The sequence below is a fragment of the Caldanaerobacter sp. genome (genome assembly GCF_049701115.1).
In the GTDB taxonomy this organism is placed as follows: domain Bacteria; phylum Bacillota; class Thermoanaerobacteria; order Thermoanaerobacterales; family Thermoanaerobacteraceae; genus Thermoanaerobacter.
Window position 1 is genome coordinate 1 of record NZ_JBNATX010000019.1, and the last position, 13,965, is coordinate 13,965.

Genomic DNA, 13,965 nt, shown 5'->3' on the forward strand with positions numbered 1-13,965 from the left:
CCGGAGCATTAACACAAAATGCCACTTAAATAAGAAGCACCTTGTCAACAAACTGAAGTGCGCTTTTTAGCGCGCTTTTTTGTTTTTACAAAAGTATTTGACATACCTTATAAAGTGTGATATAGTAGACAGCAGAAATTCAATAACACGCTCTTATCAAGAGAGGTGGAGGGAAAGAGCCCGATGAAACCCGGCAACCTGTCCTTTTAAGGATAAGGTGCCAATTCTCTCAGAAGATTTTTCTTCTGAAAGATGAGGGTATGCCTCTTCTTTTAGAAGGGGTTTTATTTTGCTTTTAAGGAGGGAAGAAAATGCGAAGATTTATTACTTCTGAGTCAGTCACTGAAGGGCATCCTGATAAGATCTGTGACCAGATTTCAGATGCCATTCTGGATGAAATCTTAAAAAAAGACCCTTACGCCCGCGTGGCATGTGAGACAGCTGTAACTACCGGCTTGGTTCTGGTAATGGGAGAAATTACTACAGAGTGCTATGTGGACATTCCTAGGATAGCAAGAGACGTCATAAGGGATATAGGATACACGAGAGCAAAATACGGCTTTGACGCAGATACCTGTGCCGTAATAACCTCCATTGACGAACAGTCTCCGGACATTGCCATGGGAGTGAATAAGGCTTTAGAGGCGAGAAAAGGGGAACTTACGGATGCCGAAATCGAGGCGATTGGCGCTGGAGACCAGGGCATCATGATAGGTTTTGCCTGCGATGAGACAGAAGAGCTAATGCCGCTGCCCATAATGCTGGCTCACAAGCTGGCAAGAAGGCTAGCTGAGGTCAGGAAAAACGGTACATTGAGCTATCTAAGACCGGATGGCAAAACTCAGGTGACAATAGAGTACGAAGATGAGAGGCCTTTAAGAGTCGACTCTGTTGTAGTTTCAGCTCAGCATGCTCCTGAAGTTGACCTTGACACGATAGAAAAAGACATAATTGAACATGTTGTAAATGTGATTATTCCTGAAAACATGATGGACAAGAACACTAAAATTTTTGTGAATCCTACTGGCAGGTTTGTAATAGGGGGTCCCCAAGCAGATAGCGGCCTTACAGGGAGAAAGATCATAGTAGATACCTATGGTGGATACGCAAGGCATGGAGGCGGTGCCTTTTCAGGGAAAGACCCAACAAAAGTTGACAGGTCAGCAAGTTATGCGGCAAGGTATGTGGCTAAAAACATCGTAGCGGCGGGTCTCGCTAAGAAATGTGAAGTACAGGTGGCGTATGCGATAGGTGTTGCAACTCCACTGGAGGTTGAGGTAAACACATTTGGTACAGGCAAAATTTCTGATGAAAAAATATCAGAGATTGTAAAGAAAGTTTTTGATTTAAGGCCTGCAGCCATAATCAGAGATTTGGACTTGAGAAGGCCCATATACAGACAAGTTGCTGCTTATGGACATTTTGGAAGACATGATTTAGACCTCCCTTGGGAGAAAACAGATAGAGTGGATATATTGAGAAAATTAGCAGGAATATGATTAAAGCCCGGGCTTTACCCGGGCTTTTGGCGTTTTTTATATATTTTTATAACGCCTTTATTTTTAAAACCGCTCCGCTAAGATATATTATACATTATTTTTGGCAAAAATAAAAGTCCCAAGCCCTTTATATCCCCCTCTAAATAGGTTAAAATTAAATTGTAAAAATATTTTTTAACGGGTGAAAAGCCATGGTAGAGGTAGAAGGAATAGTAGAGGAGATAATCTTTAGAAACGAACAAAACGGGTATACGGTTCTGGAACTGGATGTAGAGGGAGATTTAGTGACTGCTGTAGGTGTAATGCCCTTTGTTACGGTGGGAGAGAGAATAAAGGTGCAGGGGGAATGGGTAGTACATCCTGATTACGGAGACCAGATACGAGTTATCAATTACCAGACTCTTTCTCCCAATACCCTGGAAGGGATAGAGCGCTTTTTAGCATCAGGCCTGATACCCGGAATTGGCCCTGTCACCGCGAGAAAGATTGTAGAAAGATTTGGGCTTGACTCTCTTCATGTTATAGAGACGGAACCACATAGGCTAAAGGAGATAAAAGGTTTAAGCGATGAGAAGATAAAGAAAATAAGTGAAGCTTATGAGATGCAGAAGGGAATAAAAGAAGTAATGGTGTTTCTACATCAATTCGGGATCTCTAGCCATATGGCTATAAAAATATACAAAGAATATGGAAATAATGCAATAGAGATAATAAAACAAAATCCTTACAGGCTTGCTGATGATATATTCGGCATAGGGTTTAAGACCGCTGACAAGATTGCGGAGAGCTTAGGCATCGACCCGCATTCCACATACCGCATTTCTGCAGGGGCGAGATATGTCTTAGTGCAGTATGCTGCAAATGGGCACACCTATGTGCCAAAAGAACTTCTCAAAAAAGAAACTGCCCAGCTTCTTGAGGTAAGCGAAGAAGAAGTGGAAGATGCTTTTGTGCTTTTAGCTCAAAATGAAAAAATACATATAGAAAAGTTTGAAGACAATACAGTAGGGGTTTATTACATCCCCTATTATGTGGCAGAACTTCATACTGCAGAAAGGCTTTTTACAATGACAGTGACCCAGTGCGAAGATTTAAATATAGATGTAGAAAAAGAAATAAGGAATTTTGAAAAAGAAACAGGAATAGTTTTAGATAAAAATCAAAAATTAGCGGTAACAGAAGCCATAAAAAATTCTGTAGTGGTCATAACAGGGGGACCTGGCACGGGTAAGACTACGATTATAAACTGTATAATAAGGATTTTTGAAAAAGCCAACAAAAAAGTGGCTCTTGCTGCTCCCACAGGAAGAGCTGCAAAGAGGATAACTGAAGCAACGGGGAAAGAGGCAAAGACCATTCACAGACTTTTAGAGTATACCTATACGGAGGAGGAAGGGAAAGGGTTTAATAAAAACGAAAAAGACCCTTTAAATTACGATGTAATCATAATAGATGAAGCTTCTATGGTGGATATTTTGCTTATGAATGCTCTTTTAAAGGCTATTCCTGCCGGATCAAGGCTTATTCTCGTGGGGGACGCTGACCAGCTCCCATCTGTTGGAGCAGGAAATGTACTAAGGGACATAATAGACAGCGGAATTGTAAAGGTGATAAGGTTAAAAGAAATCTTCAGGCAGCAGAAAGAAAGCCTTATTGTGGTAAATGCTCACAAAATAAATAACGGCGAATATCCTACCTACAATGACAAAAATGGCGACTTCTTCTTTTTAAGTGTACCTACGCAGGAAGACATGCTAAAGACAATACTAGACCTTGTCACCAATAGGCTTCCTAAAGCTTATGGCTTTCATCCTGTTAATGACATTCAGGTTCTAACTCCAATGAAAAAAGGGTTAATAGGAGTTCACAATTTAAATATAGAACTTCAGAAGGTATTAAACCCTCCTTCTAAAGACAAAGCAGAAAAACCAATGAAAGAATTTACTTTTAGAGTCGGTGATAAAGTGATGCAGATCAAGAACAACTATAGAATGACCTGGAAAAGAGGGGATGAGGAAGGAGAAGGAGTTTTCAACGGTGACATAGGGATAATTCAGTCAATAGATGAGGAACTTCAAGAAGTTACCGTGTATTTTGACGACGAAAAAGTAGCGACTTACGATTTTTCCGATTTGGACGAACTTACCTTATCTTACGCTATCACAGTTCATAAAAGTCAGGGCAGCGAATTTCCTGTGGTGATAATGCCAGTGACATACGGACCTCCTATGCTTTTAACCCGAAACTTACTTTACACAGCTGTTACAAGGGCAAAAAAGCTGGTAGTCTTAGTAGGGCAGGAGAAATATTTAAAATTTATGATTGACAACAACAGGATTTCTAAAAGGTATTCAGGACTTTTATCGAGATTAAAAAAGACCTTAATTTACATCCAATAATTTATAGAAAAGTGTAAATTTTAATTTATTTATGCCGATAAAATAATTGAAAGAAGAAAGCGATGAGGGATGCATAAATGACTTTTCTGGACCTGCTTTTTCCTCCCAAGACCAGTTGCATAGTTTGCAATGCTTCTATAAAAAGTGGATACTTGTGCGATAGGTGCAAGGCATCTCTTGAAATTATCAATGGCAACAGGTGCAGAATATGTGGCAAGCCCCTTAAAGAAGGAGAAATATGCAGTGATTGCCTCAAAACACCGCATTATTTTAAACAAAATGTAAGTCCATTTGAATATGAGGGCATTGTAAAAGAACTCATAGCGAAATTTAAATATTTCAACGAAAGGCACTTAGCTTCATTTTTCGCCGATTACATGGCTGATGCAGTAAAAAATATGGGCTGGAATATTGAAGTCATAGTTCCCGTTCCACTTCACAGGATAAGACTTGATGAAAGAGGATACAATCAATCTGAACTTTTAGCAAGGGAGCTTTCTTACAGGCTCAATATCTTCATGTCAAAAGCTCTAAGGCGGGTTAGAAATACCACAACTCAGACTGCTCTTCACAGAGAGGAAAGGATGGAAAACGTAAAAGGAGCCTTTAAAGTTACATATAAAGACACAATTGAAGGGAAAAATGTTCTTTTAGTGGACGATGTTTTGACAACAGGGGCAACCCTTGACGAATGTGCGAAAGCATTAAAGGAAAACGGGGCAAAAGAAGTTTATGTGGTTACTATTGCAATTGGCAGGATGTGATGGGGATTATGTAAAAGGGGATGAAGATTATGGAAATACGGAATTGCAAGCGGTGTGGAAGGCCTTATATCTATACGGGAAAAGATTTATGTCCTGTGTGTTATCAGCAGGATGAGGAAGACTTTTTAAAAGTTCGCGATTATTTAGACATGCATCCCAATGCCACAATGCTTGAAATATCTCAAAATACTCAGGTTTCTGCAAAAAAGATAATGGATTTCTTAAAAGAGGGACGCCTCATACTTTCGCCGAGCAATGTCAACATAGGATTAAGATGTGAAAGGTGCGGCAAGCCAATACTTAGCGGAAGATTTTGTGACGAATGTAGAATGGAGCTTGCGAGGGAACTCACAAAAGGGTATGAATCTAAAACAACTAAAGAGGAAGATGAAACGAAAGGTGAGAGGTTGTATGTATACGATACAAAGAAAAAGAAAAAATGATCTAAAATTAAACTTTTGCTTTGTTGAGTCGATATTAATGGTAGTACGGGGGTGTTGGGAATGAAAATCTACAATAACAATATTGATAAAATAATGTCAATCTATAAGGTTAACTCAATAGAGAAAGTAAAGCCTAATAAATCAGAAATAAAGGATAAAGTAGAGATTTCAAAAGAGGCTTTAAAACTTGCCAAGAATTTGAGCCAGTTTGAAAAAATAAAAAACCAAAAGATTGAGGATATAAAGTCAAGGTTAAGTTCTGGCACTTACAATGTTAAAGCAGAAGATGTGGCTGATGCAATATTAAAGGGAGTGCTTCTTAACAAAAAAATTTAATTTTAAGGATGTGCGTAAAAATGAATGCTAGTCAAAGGCTTTTAGGTCTTCTAAAGGAAGAAATGGCAATATATGAGATTTTGCTTGAACTGGCGACCAAAAAAACTGACATGATAGTCCATGGGAAGATAAAAGAACTGGATGAAACTGTGCAGATGGAGAGAAATTTCATAAAAAAACTCGTCGAATTGGAAGAAAAAAGGGAAAACACCTTAAAAGAGATGGGTAAAGGAGAAGGCGTGACTATAAGCGAGGTTATAAAAACCCTTCCTCTCGAAGAAGCTGTACAGTTTAACAACGTTAAGGAAAGATTGAGTGCTGTTTTAAAAGAGTTAGGCGAGAGAAACGATTTAAACATGGCTTTGATTGAGCAGGCACTGGAATATGTGAATTATTCTATCAAGGCTATATCAGAAGCTTTAGAGGAGGACAAGGGCATTTACGGAGAAAAAGGAGGATCCAAGGGTTATACTAGTTTAGTTGATAAAAAGGCATAGGGGGATAGATATGTCTACTTTTCAGGGGCTTGAAATAGCCAAAACGGGCCTTTTTGTAAGCCAGAAAGCGCTGGAGGTTACAGGCCACAATATAGCTAATGCCAATACACCTGGTTATACAAGACAGGTAGTAGATATGGCTTCAATTGCGCCTCCTACTACCTTTGGAATGTATGACCAGTGGGGCAAGGCTATAGGCGAAGGCGTAAAAATTGTGGACATAAGGCAGATACGCGATCAATTCTTAGACAATCAGTACAGAAGAGAGAACAAATTTTTGGGAGAATGGGAGACAAAGGCTGAGGTTCTCTCTGCAATTGAAAATATATTAAATGAGCCATCAAGTAGCGGCATAACAGCTGTTTTAAATGACTTTTTTAACTCTTTGCAGGAGCTTTCAAAAAATCCAGAGAGTTTGACAGTAAGAGCAGAGGTAAGAGAAAGAGCGATAGCACTTGCAGATACTTTCAACACGGTTTACCAGCACCTTTATGACAAATTAAACGAATTAAACTCTACCATACAATCAAGGATTGCAGAAATAAACTCTTATGCTGAAAGGATAAGCAGACTAAATGGAGAAATATACAGATTTGAATTATCAGGTCAAATAGCGAACGATTTGAGAGACCAGAGGAACCTTCTAATAGACCAACTTTCAAAATTGGTAAATATAACTACTTATGAGGATGCCAATCGAAATTTCAGGATAGATATAGGCGGACAGGCTTTGGTAAGTGGCACTACTGCCTTTACGATGTCTATGGATAAAGACGGGAAGGTGATATGGGACCTCACAGGAAGTCCTGTCAGCCCTTCAAGTGGCATATTAAAAGGCCTTTTGGACATGAGAGATGGGGATGGGGCAGATGGCGTAAAAGGTATCCCTTATTATACGGAACAGTGGAACAAGCTGGCTTACAACATAGCAAAGTCTTTAAATGAAGTTCACAGCCATGGATATGGTTTAGATGGTAGTACAGGAAATTTTCTTTTTGGAGGTTTTGACACATCTCTTCCTTACGATAAAACCATTCCTTATGCTCAATTAATAAAAGTAAGCAGTACTATCCTTGCATCAGATGGCCTTTTAAAAATAGCTGCTGCAAAAGACCCTGCAGCTCTTCCCGGTGATAATAGAAATGCCTTGGAACTTATAGCATTAAGAGATAGACCGATTGATGGCCTTGATAAAGCTACTTTTGATGACTTTGCCAGGTCTTTGATTGCGAATCTGGGTGTTGATGCAGAGCAGGCAAATGTAATGAAGAAAAATCAGGAAGTAATGGTAAAGCAGATAGACCTAAACAGGCAGTCTACCTCAGGTGTTTCTTTAGATGAAGAGATGACAAATATGTTAAAATACCAGAAATCGTATGCCGCCTGTGCAAGAGTAATAACCGCCATGGACGAGCTCATAGATACAATCATAAATAGAATGGGAATAGTTGGAAGGTAGGTGCTTTGAATGAGAGTTACTCATAACATGATGATATCTACTTTTTTAACTGATTATTATAACAACCTTGAAAGGCTTCAAAAAGGTCAGAATATGCTCTCATCAGGTAAAAAATTTACAAGACCTTCTGATGACCCTGTGGCTGTGGCCACAAGTTTGAGGATTAAGACAGACATGGCGAGAAATGATGCTTACACAAAAAATGCTGACGATGCAAAGTCATGGCTTGAAATTACGGACAGTGCTTTAGCTCAATTAGGGGACCTTCTTCAAAGGACGAGAGAGCTTGCTGTTGAAGGGGCGAATGGAACTTTAACCCAGAGTGACATGGAAAAGATTGCTCAGGAAATAATGCAGTTGAAAGCCCAGATGGTGCAAGTGGGGAATACGCAGTACAATGGAAGATACATATTTGCAGGTTTTAGAACCGACAGAGCTCCTTTTAGTGAAACTGCCAACAGTTACAGCGGTGATGACAACTTTATAGAGTTTGAAGTGGGACCCGGTGGGAATAAAATGGCTGTAAATGTGCCTGGCAGCAGGCTTTTTGATGTAGCAGGAGGGACATCTAGGCTTCTTGAAATGATGGACAATTTAAAATCTGCTTTAGAAAATGGGAATAATCAATCTGTAAGCAGCATGATAGCTGATATAGATAAACAGCTGGAAAATGTTTTATCTGTTAGAGCGGAAGTTGGAGCAAAGTCAAATAGGATAGACCTGATACAAAATAGGCTTCAAAATGATAACTATAACTTTACGGCACTTCTTTCAAAAAATGAAGATGCAGATATGGCACAGGTTATCACAAATCTCAAGATGGATGAAAATGTGTATAGGGCATCTCTGGCTGCGGGTGCCCGCATAATACAGCCCAGCCTAATAGATTTTCTAAGGTGATGAAAATGAACATAGCGATACACCAGACTTTTGGCAGGATAGGGATAAACACTTATCCTGCCCAAATTTCTATAAAAAGTCCTAAAGCCGACCTTGAGATAAAGCAAATACCTGCAAAAATGGAAATAGAACAAAAGCTTCCCCAAGTTCGGATAGATCAATATCAGTGTTTTTATGAAGCTGGGCTTAAAAATATCTTTGACCTTGTACATGATGAGGCAGAGAGGAGTAAACAAATAGCTCTGGATGCTATAGGCAAAATTGCTGAAGATGGGGATATATTAGCTTCTATAGAAACTCATCAAGATGCAATTGTAAAGCTAAGTGAAGAAGCCTTGATTCAGGATATAGATTTTAATGTTGACCTCATGCCAAAATCCCGCCCTAAAATATGGTTTGAAGGGTATTTGAAAATAAATTGGCAATTGGGTGGTGTAGAAATAAAAGCAATCCCTCACAAGCCTATAATATCTGCAACACTAGCTCATGTAGAAATAAACTTGAGGCAATATCCTTCGATAAAAATAGAGTATGTAGGAAATCACGTTGATAAGAGGATATGAGTTTAAAAGAAAGTGAGGAATTTAGGATGGAACTTAATACAAAAAATTTTGGAATTATCCATTACAATGAAGAGGATGTCATTTACTTTGAAGAAGGTATTCCAGGTTTTGAACACTTACACAATTTCTTGATAATTGGCGATGAAGAGGAAGATATGCCTTTTAAATGGCTTCAATCAATAGATAACCCTGACATAGCCTTTGTAGTCATTGACCCCAGAGTTTTTAAGCCGGATTATACTTTTGAAATTGATGAGGAGTTAAAAAATTTTCTCGCTGTAGAGGATGTAAATCACCTTTTAATATTTGTGATTGTGGTAATCCCCGAGAAGATAGAGGAGATGACTGCCAACTTGAAAGCTCCTATAATTATAAATGCTGAAAACAACAGAGGAGTCCAGATTATACTGGATAATGATAAATACCTAATAAAACATCCTATACTGGAGGAGCTTAAAAATGCTTATTCTCACGCGTAAAATAGGTCAATCCATAATTATAGGGGAAAATGTAGAAGTAAAAATAGTAAGTATTGAAGAAGGGAAAGTAAAACTGGGGATTACCGCTCCAAAAGAAGTGACTGTATTAAGAAAAGAACTCATAGAAGTAATGGATGAAAATATAAAGGCGGCAGGTGTGAGCAAAGAAGCTTTGAAGGAGATAGAAAAATTTATTAAAAAACGCTAAAGTAAATCAAAAATATATCGATATATATAGTGAAAACAAAAGATGAAGCAGTTGGCGCCAACTGTGAGGCAAAATTAAGGCAGGGATGCCAAAATAAAAATTCAAGGAGGAAGGATAGTATGATTATCAACCACAACTTAAGTGCGTTAAATGCCTGGAGAGCACTTTCAATTAACGCTACAAACACTCAAAAATCATTAGAGAAACTCTCATCAGGTTACAGAATCAACAGAGCTGGAGATGACGCAGCAGGATTGGCAATTTCAGAAAAGATGAGAGGACAGATTAGAGGATTAAATCAGGCTATAAGGAACGCTCAGGACGGTATATCTTTAATTCAAACAGCTGAAGGTGCTTTAAACGAAGTACACAGTATTTTACAGCGTATGCGTGAATTAGCTGTTCAATCTGCCAATGATACAATGACTGTAGATGATCGTAAAGAGTTACAAAAAGAACTTAATCAATTATTGGATGAAATAGATCGAATTGCAAAGAATACGGAATTTAATACTCAAGCTCTTTTAGATGGTACATTTTCAAATAAAGTGTTCCACATCGGTGCAAATCAGGGTCAAAATATTACATTGACTATTTCAGATATGCAAACTACTGCATTAGGTGATGGAACAAATACAATTAGTACACTTAAAGATGAGACTTTAAGTGGTTCAGGTGGGATTCAAACACAAAGTGATGCAGATGCTGCAATTGCTCTTATTGATGGAGCTATTAAATCCGTTTCTGCAGAACGTGCTAAACTTGGTGCATATCAGAACAGACTCGAGCACACAATCAACAACTTAGGCGTTTCATCAGAGAACCTCACAGCAGCTGAATCACGTATTAGAGATGTAGATATGGCTCAGGCAATGATGGAATTCACAAAGAACAACATACTCCAGCAGGCAGCAACTGCAATGCTAGCGCAGGCAAATCAGTTGCCACAGACAGTGCTCCAGCTGTTAAGATAAATAATATCATAAAAGGGAGGGAAGACCTCCCTTTTATTTTTTTTCAACAAAGCTTTTTACCTCTTAAAAAGGGTGATATAATAATTCTTAAAGGTATCACCTTAAGAGGAAGGGATTGTACGATGAGATTAGATTTTACTGGTACTCTTGAGAGGCAATTGAGCATTTTTCCTGACGCTAAGCCTTTTCTGAAATGGGCAGGAGGAAAGACACAGCTATTGGATGACCTTTATAAGCGCTTACCTTCTTCAATACTTCAAAAAGGTGAAATAGAAAGATATGTAGAGCCTTTCGTGGGCGGCGGTGCATTCTTTTTCTTTTTGAAGAAAAATTTTAGGGTAAAAGAGGCATTTTTGATGGAGCAAACTTTAAGATACTGCAAAAGGAGGCCTTCAATGTGGTATATTTTTTGATTTCGGTTTCAAATAAAACAAATTTAAATTTATGTCTGAAATATGCACTGGCGGGTTTTACAAATAGTGTAAATGGGTTATGGACGTTCATGGAAATTCAAGAAGGCGATTTTGTTTCATTTTTGCATGGTGCTCGAGTTTTTAATCTTTACAAAGTAGAAAAGAAAGAGGCTATAAAAAATGCAGAAGCTCTTCCTCCATGGCCTCCTGTAACCTTTAAAACGTCAAGAAAAACTTATTATTTTCCCTTCCGTCTTTATTTGAAACCATTGCGTCAGTTTGTTGAGTCTATGGTGAGACCGGAATTCGCTTATGTAGCAGAAAATTTACTTTTAAGAGGTGGTTATAGAAAAACACATTTTCAAGCAGATCAAACCACCTTACAATCAGTTTCTCAAATGGGAGAAGTTTACAACAAACCAATCGAGGCTTTATTGATAAGCAATTACAAAACCTTTGTCCCTTATATTGTATGGGACAGAGAACTTGAATCATCGCCGGAAACATTTTACTTTCAGGAATTTATCCTTCAATCTTTGATAAGACAACACTTATCAGTCAGTACAAATCTTCAAATTTTCTTAAATTCTGCTGGTTTGGATACTTTCCACGCGGAAGATTTTGAAGTCCTTGGTGAGAAAGCTTTATCTGAAGGCTATGTAGATATCCTTATTAAAGATCGCACGCCTGTTGGTTATTCTAGAAAAATTGTTTTGGAAATTAAAACCGGGAGTGCAAAATCCAAAGATATTGAACAGTTAGAAAACTATACTAAAGAAATAGGTGAGGAATGTGTGGCTGGAGTACTTATAGCGCAAAAATTTTCAAGAAATCTCAAACAAGAGTGTGAGAAGAGAGGGATAAAGCCTTTTGTTTATACTTTTGGCCAAATTGAAAGGTCCCGTAAGTATACCTTAGAAGATTTAAAGCAAAAGTTGCAGCTCTTAAAAATCTGAAAATTCTAAATGTCAGTGTAAAACCGTACATTTCATATTTATATTTTGAAAGCCCAAAAGAGGTGAAAATTTAAATAGAATCAAATACAGCACGAGCTTATTAGTAAATGGCGGGTGAAGCCCGCCATTTACCCTACTATGGAGACTTTGTAGTCTTTGAGCCACATGTTTATTTGTACAAAATAGGCAAAAAGTTGAGCAGAGCCCATTAATTGAGAGAACCACGCGGGATCAAAGGATTTTGCATCTGTTTCTACTAAGTCTTTTAATGCTTCTTTATCAATGAGTTGAAGAATGGGGGAGGAATTATCTTCTATTATTTCTATGAGCCATTCTTTCACTATTGTTTTGAACAGAGGATTGTGAGTTTTAGGATACGGACTTTTTTTTCTTTCAATTACCTCATGGGGTATCAATCCTTTCATTGAGTATCTCAATATCCCTTTCTCTCTTCCGTTTAAATTTTTCATTTTCCATGGGATATTCCATACATACTCTACAAGCCTATAATCTAAAAAAGGAACCCTTGTTTCAATGCATAAAGATCTGCTCATCCTGTCCATCCTGTCAATCAGCATAGGCATGAATCTTGAGAGATTAAGGTAGGAGATCTCTCTTATTCGGGCTTCTTCTGGGTTTTCACCCTCTAATTTAGGAACCTCTTTTATTGCTTCTTTGTACCTTTCATTCAAATATTCTTGAGGACTTATTTTTTCACGAATTTTTGGAGAAAGCAAACTCATTCTTTCGTTTACTTTCCTGATCCAGGGGAAAGTTTGAGATTCTAAAGCTTCTTTGCTTCTTAGCCAGGGATAGCCTCCAAATACTTCATCGGCGCCTTCTCCTGAAAGAGCGAAAAAAGAGTGCTTTTTTACTTCTTGGAAAAACAAATACAATGAAGAGTCAATATCTGCCATGCCAGGTAGATCTCTTGCATGAAGAGCAGGCTTTAAGGCATATGCCAGCCTTTTATTTTCTAGTACTACGTATTTGTGATCTGTTTTAAGTTTCTCTACTACAGATTTTATCCAGTCAGAGTCAGAATTCGGTTGAAATTCGTTTGGTTTAAAATACTTGTCGTTGTCAACGTAATCTAGTGAAAAAGTTAAGAGTCTTTTACCCCTTTTACTTAACTCTTCCTTTGCAAAAGCCGATATAATAGTTGAGTCCAATCCTCCCGAAAGGAGGGATGAAATATTTGTCATGTCTGGAATTTGCCTTATGATAGAATCTTTTACAAGATATCTTACTTTTTCCATGGTTTCTTCCAGAGTATCTGTATGAGGAGCACTTTGGAGGGACCAATATTTATGTATGGATAAGCTTTTTGGAGTGAAAATTGCAAAATGAGCTGGCTTTAATTCCAGTATGTCTTTAAAAATCGCTTGTCCCGGTGTGCGGGAAGGCCCCATTACAAATATTTCTGCTAATCCATCGTACCCTACATTAGGCGTTATATATGGATGTTGAAGGAGAGATTTTATTTCTGAAGCAAAAACAAAGGTATTTTTTTTGATGCTGTAGAATAAAGGTTTTATACCAAAATGGTCCCTTGCTATTAAGACTTGATTTTTTGTTTCATCCCATATAGCAAAAGCGAAAATTCCATTTAGTTTTTTTAAAAAATCAAGGTCATATGCCATGTAACAGGTCAAGATTATTTCCGAGTCTGAGGAGGTCTGAAGGTTGTATCCCAGGGCTTTTAACTCTTTTACCAGTTCTTCTTTGTTAAATAAATTTCCGTCTAAGGTTATTGCTGCATTTTTTCCATTAATTTTTTTTGAAAACAATTGACTTTGTATTTCAGTATTTGTTACAATTATTTCTCGGTGACCGAGTATGCAATGATCTGAGATCCAGAGTCGTAAATTATCTGGAGAGTTTTTCTTGCCAGCTAAGCACATTTTTTCTACAAGGCTTTGCCTGTGCAGTAGGTTTTCAGAAAAATTTACCAAACCTGCTATTGTGGACATAAAGATAGCCTCCTACTCTAAGAAGCTTATATTATAAAGTATATTCTTAAAAGCTGTTTTTAGTCCGTAAAGAATATTTTTAATTAAATTTTAATCTTTCTG

14 protein-coding genes, 1 pseudogene and 1 riboswitch are annotated in these 13,965 nt (G+C 37.8%); of the genes and pseudogenes, 14 read left to right on the forward strand and 1 reads right to left on the reverse strand.

Features of this window, described 5'->3' with window-relative positions; genetic code table 11:
- The first annotated feature begins 150 nt into the window (after positions 1-150).
- A riboswitch (SAM riboswitch) is annotated at positions 151-259 on the forward strand.
- A gap of 52 nt (positions 260-311) precedes the next feature.
- The 14 genes and pseudogenes from metK (at position 312) to ACPLVE_RS06830 (ending at position 11,890) form a co-directional block, all read left to right on the forward strand.
- Positions 312-1,499, forward strand: coding sequence for a methionine adenosyltransferase (gene metK / locus ACPLVE_RS06765; protein ID WP_424610808.1), 1,188 nt, complete (start codon positions 312-314; stop codon positions 1,497-1,499).
- Positions 1,500-1,690: 191 nt separating this feature from the next.
- Positions 1,691-3,898 (forward strand): ATP-dependent RecD-like DNA helicase, encoded by a 2,208-nt coding sequence (locus tag ACPLVE_RS06770; RefSeq protein ID WP_424610809.1) that lies wholly within the window; start codon positions 1,691-1,693, stop codon positions 3,896-3,898.
- A 77-nt stretch (positions 3,899-3,975) separates the two neighbouring features.
- Positions 3,976-4,662 (forward strand): ComF family protein, encoded by a 687-nt coding sequence (locus ACPLVE_RS06775; protein ID WP_424610810.1) that lies wholly within the window; start codon positions 3,976-3,978, stop codon positions 4,660-4,662.
- A 29-nt stretch (positions 4,663-4,691) separates the two neighbouring features.
- Entirely contained in the window at positions 4,692-5,105 is a 414-nt protein-coding gene (locus tag ACPLVE_RS06780) for a TIGR03826 family flagellar region protein (RefSeq protein ID WP_424610811.1), read from the forward strand.
- 60 nt (positions 5,106-5,165) lie between these two features.
- Positions 5,166-5,441, forward strand: a complete 276-nt coding sequence (gene flgM, locus ACPLVE_RS06785) for a flagellar biosynthesis anti-sigma factor FlgM (protein ID WP_424610812.1) — start codon at positions 5,166-5,168, stop codon at positions 5,439-5,441.
- Between the two features lie 8 nt (positions 5,442-5,449).
- Entirely contained in the window at positions 5,450-5,938 is a 489-nt protein-coding gene (locus tag ACPLVE_RS06790; RefSeq protein WP_424610813.1) for a flagellar protein FlgN, read from the forward strand.
- 10 nt (positions 5,939-5,948) lie between these two features.
- Positions 5,949-7,397 carry a flagellar hook-associated protein FlgK gene (flgK, locus tag ACPLVE_RS06795; protein ID WP_424610814.1) on the forward strand — a complete coding sequence of 483 codons (1,449 nt, stop codon included), beginning with the start codon at positions 5,949-5,951 and terminating at the stop codon, positions 7,395-7,397.
- A gap of 9 nt (positions 7,398-7,406) precedes the next feature.
- A complete protein-coding gene (gene flgL / locus ACPLVE_RS06800; protein ID WP_424610815.1) occupies positions 7,407-8,297 on the forward strand; it encodes a flagellar hook-associated protein FlgL in 891 nt (296 codons plus the stop codon).
- 5 nt (positions 8,298-8,302) lie between these two features.
- Complete coding sequence (locus ACPLVE_RS06805; RefSeq protein ID WP_424610816.1) at positions 8,303-8,860, forward strand: DUF6470 family protein; 558 nt, start codon at positions 8,303-8,305, stop codon at positions 8,858-8,860.
- A 26-nt stretch (positions 8,861-8,886) separates the two neighbouring features.
- On the forward strand, positions 8,887-9,339 hold the full coding sequence (gene fliW, locus ACPLVE_RS06810; protein WP_424610817.1) for a flagellar assembly protein FliW: 453 nt from the start codon (positions 8,887-8,889) through the stop codon (positions 9,337-9,339).
- Positions 9,320-9,547 (forward strand): carbon storage regulator CsrA, encoded by a 228-nt coding sequence (gene csrA / locus ACPLVE_RS06815; RefSeq protein WP_424610818.1) that lies wholly within the window; start codon positions 9,320-9,322, stop codon positions 9,545-9,547. Before fliW ends, csrA begins: the two co-directional genes overlap by 20 nt.
- 119 nt (positions 9,548-9,666) lie before the next feature.
- On the forward strand, positions 9,667-10,521 hold the full coding sequence (gene hag, locus ACPLVE_RS06820) for a flagellin Hag (protein WP_424610819.1): 855 nt from the start codon (positions 9,667-9,669) through the stop codon (positions 10,519-10,521).
- A gap of 122 nt (positions 10,522-10,643) precedes the next feature.
- Positions 10,644-10,883 (forward strand): annotated as a pseudogene (locus ACPLVE_RS06825) (DNA adenine methylase); the annotation flags it as partial.
- Positions 10,884-10,930: 47 nt separating this feature from the next.
- A complete protein-coding gene (locus ACPLVE_RS06830; RefSeq protein WP_424610846.1) occupies positions 10,931-11,890 on the forward strand; it encodes an endonuclease NucS domain-containing protein in 960 nt (319 codons plus the stop codon).
- A gap of 128 nt (positions 11,891-12,018) precedes the next feature.
- On the opposite strand, the gene asnB is transcribed toward ACPLVE_RS06830, so the two are convergent.
- Positions 12,019-13,863, reverse strand: a complete 1,845-nt coding sequence (asnB, locus tag ACPLVE_RS06835; RefSeq protein WP_424610820.1) for an asparagine synthase (glutamine-hydrolyzing) — start codon at positions 13,861-13,863, stop codon at positions 12,019-12,021.
- Between the last annotated feature and the right edge of the window lie 102 nt (positions 13,864-13,965).

Bases quoted from the DNA above. Each gene is read 5' to 3' on its own strand.
- metK (WP_424610808.1), top strand. From the start codon at position 312: ATGCGAAGATTTATTACTTCTGAGTCAGTCACTGAAGGGCATCCTGAT.
- asnB (WP_424610820.1), bottom strand. From the start codon at position 13,863: ATGTCCACAATAGCAGGTTTGGTAAATTTTTCTGAAAACCTACTGCAC.
- fliW (WP_424610817.1), top strand. From the start codon at position 8,887: ATGGAACTTAATACAAAAAATTTTGGAATTATCCATTACAATGAAGAG.
- hag (WP_424610819.1), top strand. From the start codon at position 9,667: ATGATTATCAACCACAACTTAAGTGCGTTAAATGCCTGGAGAGCACTT.
- ACPLVE_RS06805 (WP_424610816.1), top strand. From the start codon at position 8,303: ATGAACATAGCGATACACCAGACTTTTGGCAGGATAGGGATAAACACT.
- csrA (WP_424610818.1), top strand. From the start codon at position 9,320: ATGCTTATTCTCACGCGTAAAATAGGTCAATCCATAATTATAGGGGAA.
- ACPLVE_RS06790 (WP_424610813.1), top strand. From the start codon at position 5,450: ATGTGCGTAAAAATGAATGCTAGTCAAAGGCTTTTAGGTCTTCTAAAG.
- ACPLVE_RS06780 (WP_424610811.1), top strand. From the start codon at position 4,692: ATGGAAATACGGAATTGCAAGCGGTGTGGAAGGCCTTATATCTATACG.
- flgL (WP_424610815.1), top strand. From the start codon at position 7,407: ATGAGAGTTACTCATAACATGATGATATCTACTTTTTTAACTGATTAT.
- flgM (WP_424610812.1), top strand. From the start codon at position 5,166: ATGAAAATCTACAATAACAATATTGATAAAATAATGTCAATCTATAAG.
- ACPLVE_RS06775 (WP_424610810.1), top strand. From the start codon at position 3,976: ATGACTTTTCTGGACCTGCTTTTTCCTCCCAAGACCAGTTGCATAGTT.
- ACPLVE_RS06770 (WP_424610809.1), top strand. From the start codon at position 1,691: ATGGTAGAGGTAGAAGGAATAGTAGAGGAGATAATCTTTAGAAACGAA.
- flgK (WP_424610814.1), top strand. From the start codon at position 5,949: ATGTCTACTTTTCAGGGGCTTGAAATAGCCAAAACGGGCCTTTTTGTA.